Below are 18,729 nucleotides of genomic sequence, written 5' to 3' on the forward strand. Positions count from 1 at the left end.
CCCGGCGTACGCACGGTGACGTGCGTACCGGATGCGGCGGCCCTCGGTCCGCTCTCCGGCGGCGGCGGGGGGACGCCGGGCGCTAGCCCTCCGTACCGCCGAACCAGCCCCCGTTCGCGCCACCGTTCCCGTTGCCGTTGCCACCGCCACCGGTGGGCTCCGACGGGCTGGGCGTGATGCCCCCTGTGGTGGTGCCTCCGTCGTCCGTACCGCCCGTGTCGGTCCCGCCGGTATCGGTGGTGCCGCCGTCCACGCCGCCGTCCTGGCCGCCGTTCTGGCCGCCGTTGTCGTCGTTGCAGTCCCAGTCGAACGGGCCGCACGACGGCTCCGCGGGCTTGGAGCTCTGCGACGGGGAAGGCGTCGGCGAGGCGCTCTTGGACGGCGTTTCGGACGGGGTCGGCGAAGGCGAGTCGGACGGCGTGGGCTCGGGGCTCTTGGCGCCGCCGCCGTACACGGTGTCGGCCTCCAGCTCCTCCGGCTCGGGGAACGGGATCGACTTCTGCCCCTTGAGCGCCGTCGACATGTACTTCTGCCAGATCTCGGACGGGAACGACGAACCGTGGATCTTCTTCTGACCGCCGGTGCCGTACATCTCCAGGAACTTGCGGTTCTTGTTCGCCGCGTTGTCGTCCATCCGGTACATGTCGATGGCGGTGGCCAGCTGCGGCGTGTAGCCGACGAACCAGGCCGACTTGTTGCCGTCGGTGGTACCGGTCTTGCCGGCCACCTGGCGGCCGGGGATGGCCGCGTTGTTACCGGTGCCCTCGGGGTCCTCGACGACGTCCCTCAGGACGTCGGTGACGTTGCTGGCGATGGCGGAGGAGAAGGCCTGCTCGGTGACGGCCTCGTGCTTGAAGATCGTCTCACCGCGCTTCTTCACCTCCGTCACGGAGAACGGGTCACGCTGCTTGCCGTTGGCCGCGAAGGTGGCGTAGGCACCCGCCATGCGGATGGCGCTCGGGTCGGAGATGCCGATCGAGAAGGAGGGCACGTTCGCCGCGACCAGGCTCTCCTTGCGCAGGCCGGCCGCGATCGCCGTCTCCCTGACCTCTTCGATGCCGACGTCCATGCCGAGCTGCACGAACGGCGAGTTGGCCGAGTGGATCATCGCCTCGCGGAGGTTGATGTCCCCGTAGCTCTGGTCACCGTCGTTGCGCTGGCGCCACTCCTCGCCGTCCTCGTTGTGCCAGACGCTGCCGTCGTACTTCTTGATCGTGAGCTTGTTCGCGCCGTTGTAGTACGTCTTGTCCGGGTCGACCGTCCGGCGCTGGTCCTCCCCCTGCACGGGCTCGCCGCCGGGGTCGCGCACGCCGTACTCCATCGCCGCGGCCAGCACGAACGGCTTGAACGTCGAGCCGACCTGGGCACCGGTCTGGTCGGCGTTGTTGGTGAAGTGCTTGGTCGCGTCGGAGCCGCCGTAGATGGCGACGATCGCGCCGGTCTTCGGGTTGACCGAGGCACCGCCGAACTGGACATGGCTGTCCGTGTCCGGGCGCGCCTTGGGGTCGATGTTGGCCTTCTCGACCTTCTCGACGGCCTTCCTGAGCGCCTCGACCTTCGGCTTCTCGAAGGTCGTGCGGATCACGTAGCCGCCCTGGGCGAGCTTCTTGGCCGTGATGCCCACGTCGTTGTTGTTGATGACGAACGCCTTGGCCAGGTCGACCATGTAGCCCACCTGGCCGCTGAGCCGTGCTTCCTTCTTCGGCGCCTTCGGCATCGGGAACTTGTTGTAGGTGGCCCGCTCGGCGGCTTCCAGGTAGCCGTCCTTGACCATCTCGTCGAGGATCCACTTCCACCGCTTGGTGGCCGCCGTCGTATTGGCCTCGGGCGTGGCCCGGGGGTCGATGTCCACCGAACCGGCCGGGTCGTAGTAGGTGGCGCCCTTCAGCAGCGCGGCGAGGAAGGCGCACTCGCTGGCGGTCAGCTTGTCGGCGTCCTTCTCGTAGTACGTACGCGCCGCGGCCTGGAGGCCGTACGCGCCCCGCCCGTAGTAGGAGGTGTTCAGGTAGCCCGCCATGACCTCCCTCTTGTCCCCCTCCATACCGGCCTTGAGGGAGATGAAGAGTTCCTTGGCCTTGCGGCTCACGGTCTGGCTCTGGTCGTCCAGCATCGCGTTCTTCACGTACTGCTGGGTGATGGTGGAACCACCCTGGGTCTGCTCGCCCATGGCCATGTTGTAGAAGGCCCGGCCGATGCCCTTCGGGTCGACGCCCTTGTCCTCCCAGAACGTCTTGTTCTCGGCCGAGATCACCGCGTTCTGCATGTCCATGGGGATCTGGTCGTAGTCCAGGATCTGCCGGTTGATCTCACCACCGGTGGCGGCCATCTGCGAGCCGTCGGCGTAGAGGTAGACGTTGTTCTGGGCCGTCGCGATCTTGACCGCTTGCGGGACCTCCACCATGGAGTACACCACCGTCGCGGCACCCAGGACCGTCGCCGCGAACCCCAGGAAGGCGCCCGTGACGAGCTTCCAGGAGGGCACCCAGCGGCGCCATCCGTACTTGTTGTGGCGCGGGTAGTCGATCAGCCGCTTCTTTCCCGGCTGCGTGCGACCCGCGCCGCGTCCCCCCGCGGCGCCGGCGGCACCCTCGGCACCGCGCCGGCGTCCGCCGCGCTGGGCGGCACGGCGGGCTTCGGCACGGCTGCCGTAGGCACGCTCCTCGCCGCCGCCGCCGTACGGCTCGGCGGGAGATCCCGCACTGGTTCCTCGCGCCTGAGCCGCCCGGCGGCCTGAGGGCTGCTGGGCGGCTCGCCTGGCCGCGGCACGTCCGCCACCCTGCGGCTGCGGCGGTTTGCGACGGTGCTCGCTCATCGAACGACTACTCCTCGGGCAGGCGAGTACGCCTGGAAGCGGCAGCTGAGTTCCGGTCCCCCCGAAATGGTTACGGACCAGCCCTGGCTGGGGCTCATCCGCGATGCACTCAGACCGAGGACGCCGAAGGGCGTCGCTTGGTTCCCACTGGTGTGCATGCCGCACAGACTACGCACGGTCAAAAACCTCTGGGGACCGAAGTTCATCCCAAATCAGGCAAGTCGTTTACTCCGAATTGACTATGTGACGCCGCTCACCCTAGCCGCCCTTGTCGGGGCTGCCGGGCCGTTCTATCGTCAGGATGTATCGAGTCGATACATCAGCACGGCATAGGTCACGGCGCGGGCGCCGGTACGGGCGAAGGAGGCGACGAATGAGCAGGCGCTCCGGCATCCTCGAGTTCGCCGTCCTCGGCCTGCTCCGCGAGGCCCCGATGCACGGGTACGAGCTGCGCAAGCGGCTCAACACCTCGCTGGGGATCTTCCGGGCCTTCAGTTACGGCACCCTCTACCCCTGCCTCAAGACGCTGGTCGCAAACGGCTGGTTGATCGAGGAACCGGGCAGCGCTCCCGAGGACGCCCTGGCCGCCTCGCTCGCCGGACGCCGCGCCAAGATCGTCTACCGGCTGACGGCGGAAGGTAAGGAGCACTTCGAGGAGCTCCTCTCCCACACCGGTCCGGATTCCTGGGAGGACGAGCACTTCGCCGCCCGTTTCGCCTTCTTCGGCCAGACGGAGCGCGAGGTGCGGATGCGGGTGCTGGAAGGCCGGCGCAGCCGCCTGGAGGAGCGTCTGGAGAAGATGCGCGCCTCGCTGGCCCGTACGCGCGAGCGGCTGGACGACTACACGCTCGAGCTCCAGCGGCACGGCATGGAGTCCGTGGAGCGCGAAGTGCGCTGGCTGAACGAGCTGATCGAGAGCGAGCGGGCGGGGCGGGACCAGCGACGGTCCGGCTCCGAGGCCCCGGAGGCCGGCCAGGCCGCCGAGGGCTCCACCGCCGCTCAGCAGGACGACACATCTGGAGAGACGGGCGGCCTGCCCCGGCACGGGGGCAGTACCCGGCCGGATCCGTCCGACGACACCGCCAAGTGAGGCCCTGCGACCCGCAGGGCTTCGAAGATCAACACAGGGAGCAACCGGAATGGGTTCGGTTCGCGTAGCCATCGTCGGCGTGGGCAACTGCGCCGCCTCGCTGGTGCAGGGCGTCGAGTACTACAAGGACGCCGACCCGGCGGGCAAGGTGCCGGGACTGATGCACGTCCAGTTCGGCGACTACCACGTCGGGGACGTCGAATTCGTGGCCGCCTTCGACGTGGACGCGAAGAAGGTCGGTCTTGACCTCGCGGACGCCATCGGCGCCAGCGAGAACAACACCATCAAGATCTGCGACGTGCCGTCGACCGGCGTGACCGTCCAGCGCGGCCACACCCTGGACGGCCTGGGCAAGTACTACCGCCAGACCATCGAGGAGTCCTCCGAGGCCCCGGTCGACGTGGTCCAGGTCCTCAAGGACAAGCAGGTCGACGTCCTGGTCTGCTACCTGCCGGTCGGCTCCGAGGACGCGGCGAAGTTCTACGCCCAGTGCGCCATCGACGCCAAGGTCGCCTTCGTCAACGCCCTCCCGGTCTTCATCGCCGGTACCAAGGAGTGGGCGGACAAGTTCACCGAGGCCGGCGTCCCGATCGTCGGTGACGACATCAAGTCGCAGGTCGGTGCCACCATCACGCACCGCGTCATGGCGAAGCTCTTCGAGGACCGCGGTGTCCGCCTCGAGCGCACCATGCAGCTGAACGTCGGCGGCAACATGGACTTCAAGAACATGCTCGAGCGCGACCGCCTCGAGTCGAAGAAGATCTCCAAGACGCAGGCCGTCACCTCGCAGATCCCCGACCGGGACCTCGGCGACAAGAACGTCCACATCGGCCCGTCGGACTACGTGGCCTGGCTGGACGACCGCAAGTGGGCGTACGTCCGCCTCGAGGGCCGCGCCTTCGGTGACGTCCCGCTGAACCTGGAGTACAAGCTCGAGGTGTGGGACTCCCCCAACTCCGCCGGTGTCATCATCGACGCGCTGCGCGCCGCGAAGATCGCCAAGGACCGGGGCATCGGTGGCCCGATCCTCTCCGCGTCCTCGTACTTCATGAAGTCCCCGCCGGTCCAGTACTTCGACGACGAGGCCTACGCGAACGTCGAGAAGTTCATCCGGGGCGAGGTCGAGCGCTAAAGCTCGTCCCCCGCGGCCTTCGGAAGGTCCCCGTGGCATCTGCCCGGGGACCTTCGCCGTATGTGACCCTTGCTGCCATGCCTGTCGTACGTGATCTGCGCGTACTCGTGCGTCTGACGGACTTCCGCCGCCTGCTGGCCGTACGACTGCTCTCCCAGTGCGCCGACGGGGTCTACCAGGTCGCGCTCGCCACGTACGTCGTCTTCTCCCCCGAGAAGCAGACCTCGCCCGCCGCGATCGCCTCCGCCATGGCGGTCCTGCTGCTGCCGTACTCGTTCGTCGGCCCGTTCGCCGGTGTCCTCCTGGACCGCTGGCAGCGCCGCCAGGTCTTCCTGTACGGGAACCTGCTGCGCGCCCTGCTCGCCGCCGGTACGGCGTGCCTGATCCTCGCCTCCGTGCCCGACTGGCTCTTCTACGCCTCGGCGCTCTCCGTCACCGCCGTCAACCGGTTCGTCCTGGCCGGGCTCTCGGCCGCTCTGCCGAGGGTCGTGGACGACGACCGCCTGGTGATGGCCAACTCCCTGTCGCCCACCGCCGGCACCCTCGCCGCCACGGCGGGCGGCGGGCTGGCGCTCGCCGTACGGCTGCTGGGCGCCGATTCCGACGCCGTGGTGGTGTTGCTGGGCGCCGCGCTCTATCTGTGCTCGGCGCTCGCCTCGCTGCGGATGGGACGCGGACTGCTCGGGCCCGACCGGGACGCCGCACCGCCCCGGCTGGGCGCGGCGCTGGCCTCGACGGCCCGGGGGCTGGCGAGCGGGGTGCGGCACCTGGCCCGGCGCCGGGCCGCGGGCCGGGCGCTCGCCGCGATGACGGTGATGCGGTTCTGCTACGGCGCCCTGACCGTGATGGTGCTGATGCTCTGCCGGTACGCCTGGACGTCCACGCAGTCGGAGGGGCTCGCCCTGCTCGGGCTGGCCGTTGGCGTCTCGGGGGCGGGTTTCTTCACCGCCGCGGTGGTGTCGCCCTGGGCGGTGGGGCGGCTGGGGCAGGGCGGCTGGATGGTGCTGTGCGCGGCGTCCGCCGCGGTGCTGGCACCCGCGCTGGGGCTGCTCTTCACTCCCGCGCCGATACTGGTGGCCGCCTTCGTGCTCGGCCTGGTGACCCAGGGGGCCAAGATCGCCACGGACACGGTGGTCCAGCTGGCGGTGGACGACGCGTACCGGGGGCGGGTCTTCGCGCTGTACGACGTGTTCTACAACGCCGCCTTCGTCGCGGCGGCCGCTGTCTCCGCGCTGCTACTGCCGTCCGACGGCCGGTCCGTCCTCCTGGTCGTCATGGTCGCCGTGCTGTACGCAGCCGTGGCCGTCGCTCTGGCTCGCTGGAGACGTGCCGACGCGGCACTGTAGAGCGGGGGCGATGTTTCACGTGAAACATCGCCCCTCGATCGTCCGCGCACGAGGGGCGGGTCATGTTTCACGTGAAACATGACCGCCCCGGGATGCCGCTCAGCCTTGGGTAGCCCACCACTCCTTGAGCGCGGCGACGGCGGCGTCGTGCTCCATCGGGCCGTTCTCCAGACGCAGCTCCAGCAGGAACTTGTACGCCTTGCCGACGGCCGGGCCGGGCCGGATCCCGAGGATCTCCTGGATCTGATTGCCGTCCAGGTCGGGGCGGATGGCGTCCAGCTCCTCCTGCTCGTGGAGCGTGGCGATGCGCTCTTCCAGCCCGTCGTACGCGCGGGAGAGTGCGGCCGCCTTGCGCTTGTTGCGGGTGGTGCAGTCGGAGCGGGTCAGCTTGTGCAGGCGGCTCAGCAGCGGGCCGGCGTCGCGTACATAGCGGCGCACGGCGGAGTCGGTCCACTCGCCGGTGCCGTAGCCATGGAAGCGCAGGTGCAGCTCCACCAGGCGCGACACGTCCTTGATCATGTCGTTGGAGTACTTCAGCGCCGTCATGCGCTTCTTGGTCATCTTCGCGCCGACCACCTCGTGGTGGTGGAAGGAGACCCGGCCGTCCGACTCGAAGCGTCGCGTGCGCGGCTTCCCGATGTCATGCAGCAGCGCTGCCAGCCGCAGCACCAGGTCCGGACCGTCCTCTTCGAGGTCGATGGCCTGTTCCAGCACGATCAGCGAGTGGTCGTAGACGTCCTTGTGCCGGTGGTGCTCGTCGCTCTCCAGCCGCAGTGCGGGCAGCTCCGGCAGCACCCGCTGGGCGAGACCGCTGTCGACCAGCAGTCCCAGGCCCTTGCGGGGGTGCGCGGAGAGGAGCAGCTTGTTGAGCTCGTCCCGCACCCGCTCGGCGGAGACGATCTCGATCCGCTCGGCCATCCGCTTCATGGCGTCCACGACGTCGGGAGCCACCTCGAAGTCGAGCTGCGCGGCGAACCGCGCGGCGCGCATCATGCGCAGCGGGTCGTCGGAGAAGGACTCCTCGGGCGTCCCGGGGGTCCGGAGGACGCGCTGCGCCAGGTCCTCCAGGCCGCCGTGGGGGTCGATGAACTCCTTCTCCGGCAGGGCCACGGCCATCGCGTTGACGGTGAAGTCGCGGCGGACCAGGTCCTCCTCGATGGAGTCGCCGTAGGAGACCTCCGGCTTGCGCGAGGTCCTGTCGTACGCCTCGGAGCGGTACGTCGTGACCTCGATCTGGAAGAGCTGGTCGGCGTCCCCGACGCGGGCGGTCTTCTGCGCGCCCACCGTGCCGAAGGCGATCCCGACGTCCCACACCGCGTCGGCCCAGGGCCGGACGATCTTCAGAACGTCCTCGGGGCGCGCGTCGGTGGTGAAGTCCAGGTCGTTGCCGAGCCGGCCGAGCAGTGCGTCGCGTACCGAGCCACCGACCAGAGCGAGACGGAATCCGGCTTCCTGGAAGCGGCGGGCGAGCTCATCGGCGGCGGGGGACACACGGAGTAGTTCACTGACCGCGCGGCGTTGCACCTGGCTCAGTGCGGTCGGGTTGTCTTCGTTGGCGTTCGGCACAACAGAAAAGGGTACGTGCCCCGGCCCTGGGCAGCCCCCCGCTTTTCCCCACCCCTCCCGCCCCGCGTGCGTGATCTCCCCGACCCGGGCCGGCCCGATCATGTGGAGCAGTCCGCGGCACTTAGCCCCAGCGCTCCTCGTTACCATGCGTGGACGCAGGAACCGGTGAACCACCAACGGCAACAGACGACGAGGACGGGCGAGCGCGTGGCCGAGGCGGCAGACTTCCAGAGCACGAGTCGCTCTCCTGCCCGGCGATGGCTGCGTCGTGCGGCCTCCGCCATGGTGGGTGCGCCGCTCCTGGCCGGCCTGCTGTACGTCCCCGCCGCGCCTCCCGCGTCCGCCGCCGAGAAGGCCTCCCCGTCCCGCACGGTCGACGTGTCCCTCGACACATTCATGCCGACCACCCCGGTGGAGGGGGACACCCTCACGATCAGCGGCACGGTGACCAACAAGGGCAAGGAAACGGTCAGCGGCGCGCAGGTCGACCTGCGGGTCGGGTCGCGCATGGACAGCCGGGGCGAGATCGACGCCGTGGCCAAGCGCACCGGCTTCACCCCGAGCAATGACGGCGCGGCGCTCGGCGGCCCGTACAGCATCAAGATCCCCCAGCTCGCGGCCGGCCTGAGCAAGGACTTCACGATCGCCGTGCCGGTCGACAAGCTGAACCTCGACGACGACGGTGTCTACCAGCTCGGTGTCTCGCTCTCGGGCCGGACGGCGAGCACGTCGTACAGCCAGGTGCTGGGCATCGAGCGGACCTTCCTGCCCTGGCAGCCCGAGGCCACCGACAAGAAGACCCAGGTCACCTACCTGTGGCCGGTGATCTCCTCGACGCACCTGTCCGCGGAGACCGGATCGGACGACCAGCAGACGCCGGTCTTCGAGAACGACGACCTGGCCGCCGAGCTCGGCCCGGGCGGGCGCCTGGAGCGGCTCGTGTCCCTGGGCGCCGAGCTCCCCGTCACCTGGGTCGTCGACCCGGACCTGCTCGCCACCGTCGACGCGATGACCCGGAACTACCAGGTGAAGGACGGCACGGAACGCGTCCCCGGCCGGTACCAGGCCGTGGCCAAGCAGTGGCTGAACAGCCTCGACAAGGCGGTGCAGGACGACAAGGTGATCGCGCTGCCGTACGGCGACCCCGATCTGGCGTCCCTCGCCCACCGCGGCAAGGACGTCTCCGGCTCCCTCAGCCACCTCCAGCCGGCCACCGAGGTCGCCGAGACCACGGTCGAGACGATCCTCCATGTGAAGCCGTCGGTCGACTTCGCCTGGCCGGTCGACGGGGCCCTGGACCCGTCGATCGTCGACATCGCCACCTCGGCGGGCGCCGACAAACTGATCGCCCGCAACGACAGCATGCGCGACGAGCTGCCCTACACGCCCAACGCCGCCCGGCCCATCGGCGGCGGAACCACCGCCGTGGTCGCCGACGCCTCCCTGTCCACCGCCTTCCAGGGCGACATGACCCGGGCGGGCGACTCGACGCAGGCCGTCCAGCAGTTCCTCGCCCACACGCTGGCCGTCACCCAGCAGCAGCCGGGCAAGCTCCGCAGCATCGTGATCGCCCCCCAGCGGATGCCCACCACCGCGCAGGCCGAGTCCATGGCCACCGCGCTGCGCGCCCTGTCCGCCCAGCGCTGGACGCAGCCCAGCGACCTGATCGCGGCCGCCGCGGCCAAGCCCGACGACCGCGCCACGACGAAGGTCCCGGGCGCCCGGAAGTACCCCGCCCAGCTCCGCAAGCAGGAGCTGCCCGTACAGGCCTTCCTGGACATGAAGACGACCCAGGACACCCTGGACAACTTCAAGGTCATCCTGACCGCCGCCTACCGGGTCGTGACGCCCTTCGGGAACGCGATCAACCGGGAGATGTCCACGTCCTGGCGCGGCCGCGCCGAGGAGGCCACCGCGTACCGGCGGAGCGTGCAGGAGCACCTCGAGGACCTCACCACCGAAGTGCAGCTGATCGACAAGTCCGACCTGACCCTGTCGGGACGCAGCGCGACCATCCCGGTCACGGTCCAGAACCAGCTGCTCCAGGGCGTCGACCACCTGGTGCTCCGGCTGACGTCGACCAAGCCCACCCGCCTGAAGCTCAACGGGGGCGACGCCGTCTCCGAGCTGCCGGTCAGGATCGACGGCGGCCACAGCCAGTCGGTGAAGTTCACCGCCTCCGCCAACGCCAACGGTCCGGTCCCCATGACGGCCCAGCTCTACACGGAGGACGGCAGGCCGTACGGCAAGCCGATGCACTTCACCGTCAAGGTCTCCGAGATCACGCCCACGGTGATGCTGGTCATCGCCGGCGGCTTCCTGCTGCTCGCCCTCGCCGGCATCCGGATGTACACCCACCGCAAGCGCGCCGCGGCCCGCGAGGCCGACACGGCGGAGGCCACGGAGTCGGCGGAGGCCAGGGAACCGGCGGACGCCGCCGGGACGGAGGCCGCCGCCGGGACGGAGGCCGCGAGCGGCACGGGGACGGATCCGGAGGCCGGTACGACGGCCGCGCCGAGCGACGATCCCGAGCAGCCGAGTGACCCGACGCCGGACACCGGAGCGCAAAGCACCGACCCGTCGGGCCAGGGTGAGAAAGTGGACCGTTGAGCGATGTCGTGGCCGGTCGGCCGGGGACGATGAGGTGGGGTAAACCATGAACGCGCCGTACGACGGTGACCGCGGTCAAAACGCGGGCGGCGGCAGCGCGCCTTCCGGCGAGATGCCCCATGCGGCGGGCCAGGTCCCGTCCCCGGCTTCGCCGCCCGTCCCGGATCCGTACACCCCGGATCCGTACGTCCAGCACGCCTACGAGCAGGATCCGTACGGCGGCCAGGACCTCGCCGCCCAGGACCCGGTCGGTGAGGCGCTCTACGACAGAGCCGCCCACCCGCCCCCGCCGCCTGGCACCTACGAGGAGCCGCAGCCGCTCTACCAGCAGCCCGCCGCCTCCCCGTACGCCCCGGACCCCCGGGTATGGGCACAGACCCCGCCGCCCGAGCCCGCGGGACCGTCCCGTCACCTTCCTTACGGCGACGACGCCAGGACCGTTCAGTTCACCGGCGTCGACGACCTCGTCACGCACGCGAGCGAGGACGAGCCCGAGCCGGACGCGTTCGCGCACCTCTACCGGGACCAGCAGGGACAGGGACCGTCGCCCGCCCCGCAGGAGCCCGAACCGGCCCCCGCGCCCGCGCCCGCCCCGAAGAAGTCCGGCGGCCGAGCCTCGGGCCTGCTGAAGTCCAGCGCGGTGATGGCGGCCGGCACCCTCGTCTCCCGACTCACCGGTTTCGTCCGCAGCCTGGTCATCACCGGCGCGCTGGGCGCCGCCCTGCTCGGTGACACCTACACCGTCGCGGCCACGCTGCCGACGATGATCTACATCCTCACCGTCGGCGGCGGCCTCAACTCGGTCTTCGTCCCCCAGCTCGTCCGTTCCATGAAGGACGACGAGGACGGCGGCGAGGCCTACGCCAACCGGCTCCTGACGCTCGTCATGGTCGCGCTCGGCGTGATCGTCACACTCGCCGTGTTCGGCGCACCACTGCTGATCCGGGCGATGTCCGACACCATCGCCGGTGACGCGGCCGCGAACAGCGTGGCCGTCACCTTCGCCCGCTTCTGCCTGCCCACCATCTTCTTCATGGGCGTGCACGTGGTGATGGGTCAGATCCTCAACGCGCGGGGCCGGTTCGGCGCGATGATGTGGACCCCGGTCCTCAACAACATCGTCGTCATCTTCACCTTCGCCATGTTCATCTGGGTCTACGGCTCCTCCGCCGAGTCCCGGATGGGCGTCACGACCATTCCGGACGAGGGCATCCGGCTCCTGGGCATCGGTACGCTGCTCGGCCTGGTGGTCCAGTCCCTGGCGATGATCCCGTACCTCCGCGAGGCCGGTTTCCGCTTCCGCCCGCGCTTCGACTGGAAGGGCCACGGGCTCGGCAAGACGGTCAAACTCGCCAAGTGGACCGTCCTGTTCGTCCTCGCCAACCAGGCCGGTGTCGTCGTCGTGACCCAGCTCGCCACGGCGGCCGGCAAGGCCTCGGGGCAGGACGGCGCGGGCTTCCTCGCGTACTCCAACGCCCAGCTCATCTGGGGCATGCCCCAGGCCATCATCACCGTCTCGGTGATGGCCGCGTTGCTGCCGCGCATCTCACGCGCCGCCCATGACAACGACCCGGGCGCCGTCCGCGACGACATCTCGCAGGGCCTCCGCAACTCGGCGGTCGCCATCGTCCCCGTCGCCTTCACCTTCCTGGCCCTCGGCGTCCCGATGTGCACCCTGCTGTACGCCTCCAGCGGCACCGAGGCCGCCCGCAGCATGGGCTTCATCCTGATGGCCTTCGGCCTGGGCCTGATCCCCTACTCGGTGCAGTACGTCGTCCTGCGCGGCTTCTACGCCTACGAGGACACCCGAACGCCCTTCTACAACACCGTGATCGTGGCCGCCGTGAACGCGGCCGCCTCGGCCACCTGCTACGCGCTGCTGCCCCCGCAGTGGGCCGTCGTCGGCATGGCGGCCTCCTACGGCCTCGCGTACGCCGTCGGCGTCGGCGTGGCCTGGCGCCGGCTGCGCAACCGGCTGGGCGGCGACCTGGACGGCGCGCACGTCGTCCGCACCTACGCCCGGCTGTGCATGGCCTCCGTGCCCGCCGCGGTCCTCGGCGGTGCCGCGGGCTTCGGCATCCTCGAAGTCCTCGGGGACGGCGCCCTGGGCTCGCTCGCGGCGCTCGTCGGCGGTGGGATCGTACTGATGGGCGTCTTCTACCTGGGCGCACGCAAGATGAGGATCGCGGAGCTCAACGCCATGGTCGGCATGGTTCGCGGCCGTCTCGGACGATAAGCACGGGCGCCCGCACAACCATCGTCGGCGACCGCGTGTCGTGCATAGCGCCGGACTGTGGGCACAATTGGCATGGCTGTTGGATGTGGCGCAACGGATGGGGAGGCAGGAACGACGGTGGCGGAACGTAGCACGGCTGCCGTCGACGTGGCCGACAACAGCGGAGACGACCCGCTGACCGCCAAGGCGGACACGGCCGCGAGCGACGGGGTGGCGGAAGAGCAGGACGCGGCGGACAGGTCCGCCCAGGACGGCGACGGCGAACGTCGGGACGGCGAGCAGCCGGCCATCACGGCGCCCGAGCTCCACAGCGGGCACAAACTCGCCAGACGCTACCGGCTCGAGGAGTGCGTCACCCGACTGGACGGATTCAGCAGCTGGCGGGCCGTCGACGAGAAACTGCGCCGGGCCGTCGGGGTCCACATCCTCCCCGCCGACCACCCGAGGGCCCGCTCGGTGCTCGCCGCCGCACGCTCCTCGGCACTCCTCGGCGACCCCCGGTTCGTCCAGGTCCTGGACGCGGTCGAGGAGAACGACGTCGTCTACGTCGTCCACGAATGGCTGCCGGACGCCACCGAGCTCACCGCGCTCCTCGCGGCCGGGCCGCTCGAGGCGCACGACGCCTATCAACTCGTCAGCCAGGTCTCCCAGGCCATGGCCGCCGCCCACCGCGAGGGCCTCGCCCATCTGCGGCTCACCCCGAGCGCCGTGCTGCGCAGCTCCACCGGCCAGTACCGGATCCGGGGACTCGCCGTGAACGCCGCCTTGCGCGGCATCAGCGCCGACCGCCCGCAGCGCACCGACACCGAGGCGATCGGCGCCCTGCTGTACGCCGCGCTGACCAAGCGCTGGCCGTACGAGAACGACGCCTACGGCCTTTCCGGCCTCCCCAAGGGCGTCGGGCTGATCCCGCCGGACCAGGTCCGGGCGGGCGTGCACCGCGGGCTCTCCGAGCTCGCCATGCGCGCCCTGGTCAACGACGGCGCGACGGCCTCCCGCCAGGAGCCGCCCTGCACCACCCCGGACGAGCTCGCCAAGGCGGTCGCGGCCATGCCGCGCATCCGCCCGCCGGAGCCCGACTTCCCCACCCCGCTGGAGTACCAGCGCACCACGTACCAGCAGGGCAACTACGGCCGTCCCCAGCAGCGCCCCGCGTCGGCCGCCACCATGGCCGTGCCGGTCCCGCCGCCCCCGTTGCAGAGCCGCACGGGCAAGGCCCTCAAGTGGGCCGTCTCGGCGCTCCTGATCGCGGCCCTGGGCCTGGGTAGCTGGCAGATCGCCGACAAACTGCTCGACCAGAACAGCAACGACAAGACCGGCGAGACGGAGACCCAGACCACTCCGGGCGGCCAGAGCGTCAAGAAGCCGCCGAAGCCCCCGCAGCCGCTGCGGATCGCCGGCGCCCGCGAGTACATGCCGCACGGGGACGGGATACAGCTCAGCGAGGTACCGAACGCGGTCGACGACGCCACCGACACCGCGTGGGTCACGCCCCAGTACCTCGGTTACGCCAACTTCGGCAACCTCCGCAAGCGCGGCAGCGGGATCATCGTCGACCTCGGCAGCGTGCAGACCGTCCGCGGCATCGATGTGACCATGTACCGCTCGGGGCAGACCGCACAGGCGCTGGCGGCGGACGAGGGCGCGACCGACCCCACTGGGCTCGACGACTTCCCGCACTCCCTGTCCGAGCTCACCAAGGTGGGCGACACGCTGACGAGCAGCCTGAAGAAGCCGGTCCGTACACGCTATGTGCTGATCCGCATCACCGAGCTCCCGCAGGACGGAAGCCCGGGCGCGTTCCGTGGTGGAATCTCCGAGATCAAGGTGCTCGGCTGACGGCTGCCACCCGGCGCGGTGCCGCCGAGGAGCGGGGAAGAGGAGGTGGCGGCATGACGAGCGGGGCATCGGGCGAGCCCGGCGACCAGGAGCTCCTGGCGCGGCATGTCGCCGGGGACCCGGACGCCTTCGGTGAGCTCGTACGCCGGCACCGGGACCGGCTCTGGGCCGTCGCCGTGCGGACGCTGGGGGACCGCGAGGAAGCGGCCGACGCCGTGCAGGACGCCCTGGTGTCCGCCTTCCGGGCCGCCCACACCTTCCGCGGCCAGTCCGCCGTGACGACCTGGCTGCACCGCATCACGGTGAACGCCTGCCTCGACCGGGCGCGCAAGGCCGCGTCCCGCCGGACGTCGCCCGTGGACGACACCGAGCGGCTGGAGCAGCTCCTGGAGCCCCATGAGTCGGCGGAGGCCCCGGCCGAGCGGCAGGACCTCCACCGCGAGCTCCTGGCCGCCCTGGCGAAGCTTCCCCCGGACCAGCGCGCCGCTCTGGTGCTCGTGGACATGCAGGGCTATCCGGTCGCCGAGGCGGCACGTGTTCTGGAAGTCCCGGCGGGCACCATCAAAAGCCGCTGTGCGCGGGGGAGGGCCCGGCTCCTTCCGCTCCTCACTCATCTGCGCGGTGACTCCGTGGATAACGATGGCCTGGACCGGGGAAGGAACCGGACGCCAGGGACATCCGTCCCACCGGCGTCGGGACCAAGGGATGCAGGACCAAGTGATCCTGCTGCTGTGAAGGGCGGAGGTGGGCGCGCGTGACCACGACCGACACGACTCAGCACCCGGACGTCGCGGAGATCTCCGACCTCACCGAGGGGCTCCTCCCTCCGTCCCGTACGGCGGACGTACGGGCGCATCTGGACGACTGCGAGCTGTGCGCGGACGTTCTCTCCTCCCTCGAGGAGATCCGCGGGCTGCTGGGCACCCTCCCGGGACCCTCCCGGATGCCGGCCGACATCGCCGGACGCATCGACGCCGCCCTGGCCGCCGAAGCCCTGCTGAACGCCACGGCGCCCTCGGACGCGACCGGGGATGTTTCACGTGAAACAGCGCCCGCCCCCCTCACCTCCGAACCGGTCCGTGCCGACCGTCCGGCCGGCCGCCCCAGCGCCGCCACCGGACCCGGTCGCGCCCGCCCGGTGCGACGCCGGCGCCGCACCGCCGTGCTCAGCGCGGTCTTCGGCGTCGCCGCGATGGGGGTGAGCGTCCTGCTCTTCCAGGCCGTCCAGTCGGAGGACGACCCCGCCGGGTCGAAGACGACCGACAGCGCGGTCAGCGCCCCTCAGGAGGGCACCTTCTCGGGTACGGCCGTGGAGGACCGGGTGGAAGCGCTGCTGGCGGCCGAGGAGCACACCAAGCAGCCCCGCTCCGACAAGCGGCAGCCCCCTTCGGTGGACAGCCCGTCCACGATGGCGGCGGACGACGCCGTGGCGGTGCCGTCCTGTGTCCAGGCGGGCACCGGCCGCAGCGACCAGCCGCTCGCCGCCCAGCCGGGCACGTATGAGGGCAAGCAGGCGTATCTGGTGGTCCTGCCACACAGCACGGATCCCTCCAAGGTCCAGGCGTACGTCGTCGACGCCTCCTGCGCCGCCACACCGAGCGGTGCCAAGGCGGACCTGCTGCTGACCCACGCCTACCCTCGTCCGTGACCCATGCCGTGCCGCTCGGACACCGCGGGAATGCAGGCCCCGTAGGATCCGTTGGGTGGGGTGAGAGTCCTTGACCCGGCCCACGTAGGCAGTAGGCAGTCTGCAGAGACGAGGAAGAAACCCGTGAGCGACGTCCGTAACGTGATCATCATCGGCTCCGGGCCCGCCGGCTACACGGCTGCGCTGTATACGGCGCGAGCCTCGCTGAAGCCGCTGGTCTTCGAAGGTGCCGTCACCGCCGGTGGTGCGCTCATGAACACGACCGACGTGGAGAACTTCCCCGGCTTCCGTGACGGGATCATGGGCCCCGACCTGATGGACAACATGCGGGCCCAGGCCGAGCGCTTCGGCGCCGAGCTCATCCCGGACGACGTCGTCTCGGTCGACCTGTCCGGTGCCGTCAAGACCGTGACCGACACCGCCGGCACGGTGCACCGCGCGAAGGCCGTGATCGTCACGACCGGCTCTCAGCACCGCAAGCTGGGTCTGCCCAACGAGGACGCGCTGTCGGGCCGTGGCGTCTCCTGGTGCGCCACCTGCGACGGGTTCTTCTTCAAGGACCAGGACATCGCCGTGGTCGGCGGCGGGGACACCGCCATGGAGGAGGCGACCTTCCTCTCCCGGTTCGCCAAGTCCGTCACCATCGTCCACCGCCGGGACACCCTGCGTGCCTCCAAGGCCATGCAGGAGCGCGCGTTCGCCGACCCGAAGATCAAGTTCGCCTGGGACAGCGAGGTCGCGGCGATCCACGGCGAGCAGAAGCTCACGGGCCTGACGCTGCGCAACACCAAGACCGGCGAGACCTCCGAGCTTCCGGTGACGGGCCTGTTCATCGCCGTGGGCCACGACCCGCGCACCGAGCTCTTCAAGGGTCAGCTCGAGCTGGACGACGAGGGCTACCTCAAGGTGGACGCGCCGTCGACGCGCACCAACCTCACCGGTGTCTTCGGCGCCGGTGACGTCGTGGACCACACCTACCGCCAGGCGATCACGGCCGCCGGCACGGGCTGCTCCGCCGCGCTCGACGCCGAGCGCTTCCTGGCGGCGCTCGCCGATGGCGAGAAGGCCGCCGAGCCCGAGAAGACCGCCACGGTCTGACCACCCTTCCCCACCCACACCCGCGAAACCGAAGGAGGCCGCCGTGGCCGGCGACCTGAAGAACGTGACCGACGACTCGTTCGAAGAGGACGTCCTCAAGAGCGACAAGCCCGTGCTGGTGGACTTCTGGGCCGCCTGGTGCGGTCCGTGCCGCCAGATCGCCCCGTCGCTGGAGGCCATCGCCGCCGAGCACGGTGACGAGATCACGATCGTCAAGCTGAACATCGACGAGAACCCCGCCACGGCCGCCAAGTACGGCGTGATGTCGATTCCGACGCTGAACGTCTACAAGAACGGCGAGGTCGACAAGACCATCGTCGGCGCCAAGCCGAAGGCCGCGATCCTCCGCGACCTGGAACCGTACCTGGGCAACCAGGTCACCAAGGCCTGACGCCCACGTTTCACGTGAAACATGAACGGCCCATCCCGCCCCGGGATGGGCCGTTCGGCATGACAGAGGCTCCTCGGCCCGTCACAGGGGGCGCAGTGCCGGTTCCTTCTGGACGGCCCCCAGGAGCCGGTCGAGCGCGAGCTCCACGTCCTCCTTCCAGGACAGCGTGGTGCGCAGCTCCAGCCGAAGCCTGGGGTGCACCGGGTGAGGGCGCACGGTCTTGAAGCCGACGGCCAGCAGATGGTCGGCCGGCAGGACACAGGCCGGTTCCTTCCATCGGGCATCACCGAACGCCTCGATCGCCTTGAACCCCCGGCGCAGCAGGTCCTTCGCCACGGTCTGCACCATCACGCGCCCCAGCCCCTGCCCTTGGTAGCCGGGCGCGATCCAGGCCGTGATGAGCTGCACGGCATCGGGCGACACGGGGCTCGTCGGGAAGGCGGTCGAGCGCGGCACATAGGCCGGCGGTGCGTAGAGGACGTATCCGACCGGTACGTCGTCCACATAGACCACGCGGCCGCAGGAGCCCCAGTCCAGCAGCACGGCGGAGATCCAGGCTTCCTTCTCCAGCTCAGGAGTGCCCGCCTTTACCGCGGCTTCTCCACTGACCGGATCAAGCTCCCAGAAGACGCACGCGCGACACCGTTGGGGGAGATCCGGAAGGTTGTCCAACGTGAGCGGTACGAGCCGACGCCCCATGAAGGCTGTTCCTCACTTCCTTCGCCTGCCGCTCCCAGAGCGGCGGTCAGCGCGCTCCGTTCCCGGAGCAGGCTGCCGATGAACCCGCCGACCGCACCGAGTCCCAGTCCTGCTGTCAGCAGTTGGCTGCGGCTCACCTCTCGCATGCCTGGCTCTCCCTCCGAGGTGGATCAGGCGGATGCGCATACCAGAACGCATCGTATCGATCGGGTGATGGCACGCATACGGGAAGAGGCCAAAGGGCGGACCGCGTACCGGTGAA

At 70.2% G+C, this 18,729-nt stretch carries 13 protein-coding genes; 10 read left to right on the forward strand and 3 right to left on the reverse strand.

The window, feature by feature from the left end:
• Positions 1 to 82: 82 nt before the first annotated feature.
• The gene (locus tag ACZ7LK_RS27825) at positions 83 to 2,812 is read right to left on the reverse strand and encodes a transglycosylase domain-containing protein (RefSeq protein ID WP_392276730.1); all 2,730 of its coding nucleotides are present in this window, start codon (positions 2,810 to 2,812) and stop codon (positions 83 to 85) included.
• 373 nt (positions 2,813 to 3,185) lie between these two features.
• On the opposite strand from ACZ7LK_RS27825, the gene ACZ7LK_RS27830 reads away from it, so the two are divergent.
• The 3 genes from ACZ7LK_RS27830 (at position 3,186) to ACZ7LK_RS27840 (ending at position 6,380) form a co-directional block, all read left to right on the forward strand.
• Positions 3,186 to 3,902, forward strand: coding sequence for a PadR family transcriptional regulator (locus tag ACZ7LK_RS27830; RefSeq protein WP_392276729.1), 717 nt, complete (start codon positions 3,186 to 3,188; stop codon positions 3,900 to 3,902).
• Positions 3,903 to 3,951: 49 nt separating this feature from the next.
• The gene (locus ACZ7LK_RS27835; RefSeq protein ID WP_392276728.1) at positions 3,952 to 5,034 is read left to right on the forward strand and encodes an inositol-3-phosphate synthase; all 1,083 of its coding nucleotides are present in this window, start codon (positions 3,952 to 3,954) and stop codon (positions 5,032 to 5,034) included.
• A gap of 77 nt (positions 5,035 to 5,111) precedes the next feature.
• On the forward strand, positions 5,112 to 6,380 hold the full coding sequence (locus tag ACZ7LK_RS27840; protein WP_471143951.1) for an MFS transporter: 1,269 nt from the start codon (positions 5,112 to 5,114) through the stop codon (positions 6,378 to 6,380).
• A 99-nt stretch (positions 6,381 to 6,479) separates the two neighbouring features.
• Here the strand turns inward: ACZ7LK_RS27840 and ACZ7LK_RS27845 are convergent, their stop codons facing one another.
• Entirely contained in the window at positions 6,480 to 7,946 is a 1,467-nt protein-coding gene (locus ACZ7LK_RS27845) for a CCA tRNA nucleotidyltransferase (RefSeq protein ID WP_471143952.1), read from the reverse strand.
• 207 nt (positions 7,947 to 8,153) lie between these two features.
• Between ACZ7LK_RS27845 and ACZ7LK_RS27850 the strand changes: the two genes are divergently transcribed.
• The 7 genes from ACZ7LK_RS27850 to trxA all read left to right on the forward strand — a co-directional run bounded on the left by ACZ7LK_RS27850 (position 8,154) and on the right by trxA (position 17,768).
• Positions 8,154 to 10,556: a DUF6049 family protein gene (locus tag ACZ7LK_RS27850; RefSeq protein ID WP_471143954.1), complete on the forward strand. Its 2,403-nt coding sequence runs from the start codon at positions 8,154 to 8,156 to the stop codon at positions 10,554 to 10,556.
• A 46-nt stretch (positions 10,557 to 10,602) separates the two neighbouring features.
• Positions 10,603 to 12,792 (forward strand): murein biosynthesis integral membrane protein MurJ, encoded by a 2,190-nt coding sequence (gene murJ, locus ACZ7LK_RS27855; RefSeq protein ID WP_469464040.1) that lies wholly within the window; start codon positions 10,603 to 10,605, stop codon positions 12,790 to 12,792.
• 117 nt (positions 12,793 to 12,909) lie between these two features.
• Positions 12,910 to 14,631, forward strand: coding sequence for a protein kinase family protein (locus ACZ7LK_RS27860; RefSeq protein ID WP_469464041.1), 1,722 nt, complete (start codon positions 12,910 to 12,912; stop codon positions 14,629 to 14,631).
• A 53-nt stretch (positions 14,632 to 14,684) separates the two neighbouring features.
• Positions 14,685 to 15,389: an RNA polymerase sigma factor SigM gene (gene sigM / locus ACZ7LK_RS27865; RefSeq protein WP_471143955.1), complete on the forward strand. Its 705-nt coding sequence runs from the start codon at positions 14,685 to 14,687 to the stop codon at positions 15,387 to 15,389.
• On the forward strand, positions 15,386 to 16,279 hold the full coding sequence (locus ACZ7LK_RS27870; RefSeq protein WP_469464043.1) for an anti-sigma factor: 894 nt from the start codon (positions 15,386 to 15,388) through the stop codon (positions 16,277 to 16,279). Before sigM ends, ACZ7LK_RS27870 begins: the two co-directional genes overlap by 4 nt.
• A gap of 123 nt (positions 16,280 to 16,402) precedes the next feature.
• A complete protein-coding gene (gene trxB, locus ACZ7LK_RS27875; protein ID WP_392276720.1) occupies positions 16,403 to 17,377 on the forward strand; it encodes a thioredoxin-disulfide reductase in 975 nt (324 codons plus the stop codon).
• Between the two features lie 43 nt (positions 17,378 to 17,420).
• Positions 17,421 to 17,768: a thioredoxin gene (trxA, locus tag ACZ7LK_RS27880; protein ID WP_392276719.1), complete on the forward strand. Its 348-nt coding sequence runs from the start codon at positions 17,421 to 17,423 to the stop codon at positions 17,766 to 17,768.
• An 81-nt stretch (positions 17,769 to 17,849) separates the two neighbouring features.
• Here the strand turns inward: trxA and ACZ7LK_RS27885 are convergent, their stop codons facing one another.
• Entirely contained in the window at positions 17,850 to 18,467 is a 618-nt protein-coding gene (locus ACZ7LK_RS27885; RefSeq protein WP_392276718.1) for a GNAT family N-acetyltransferase, read from the reverse strand.
• Positions 18,468 to 18,729: the final 262 nt, after the last annotated feature.

This window comes from Streptomyces sp. NPDC039423 (genome assembly GCF_055598725.1).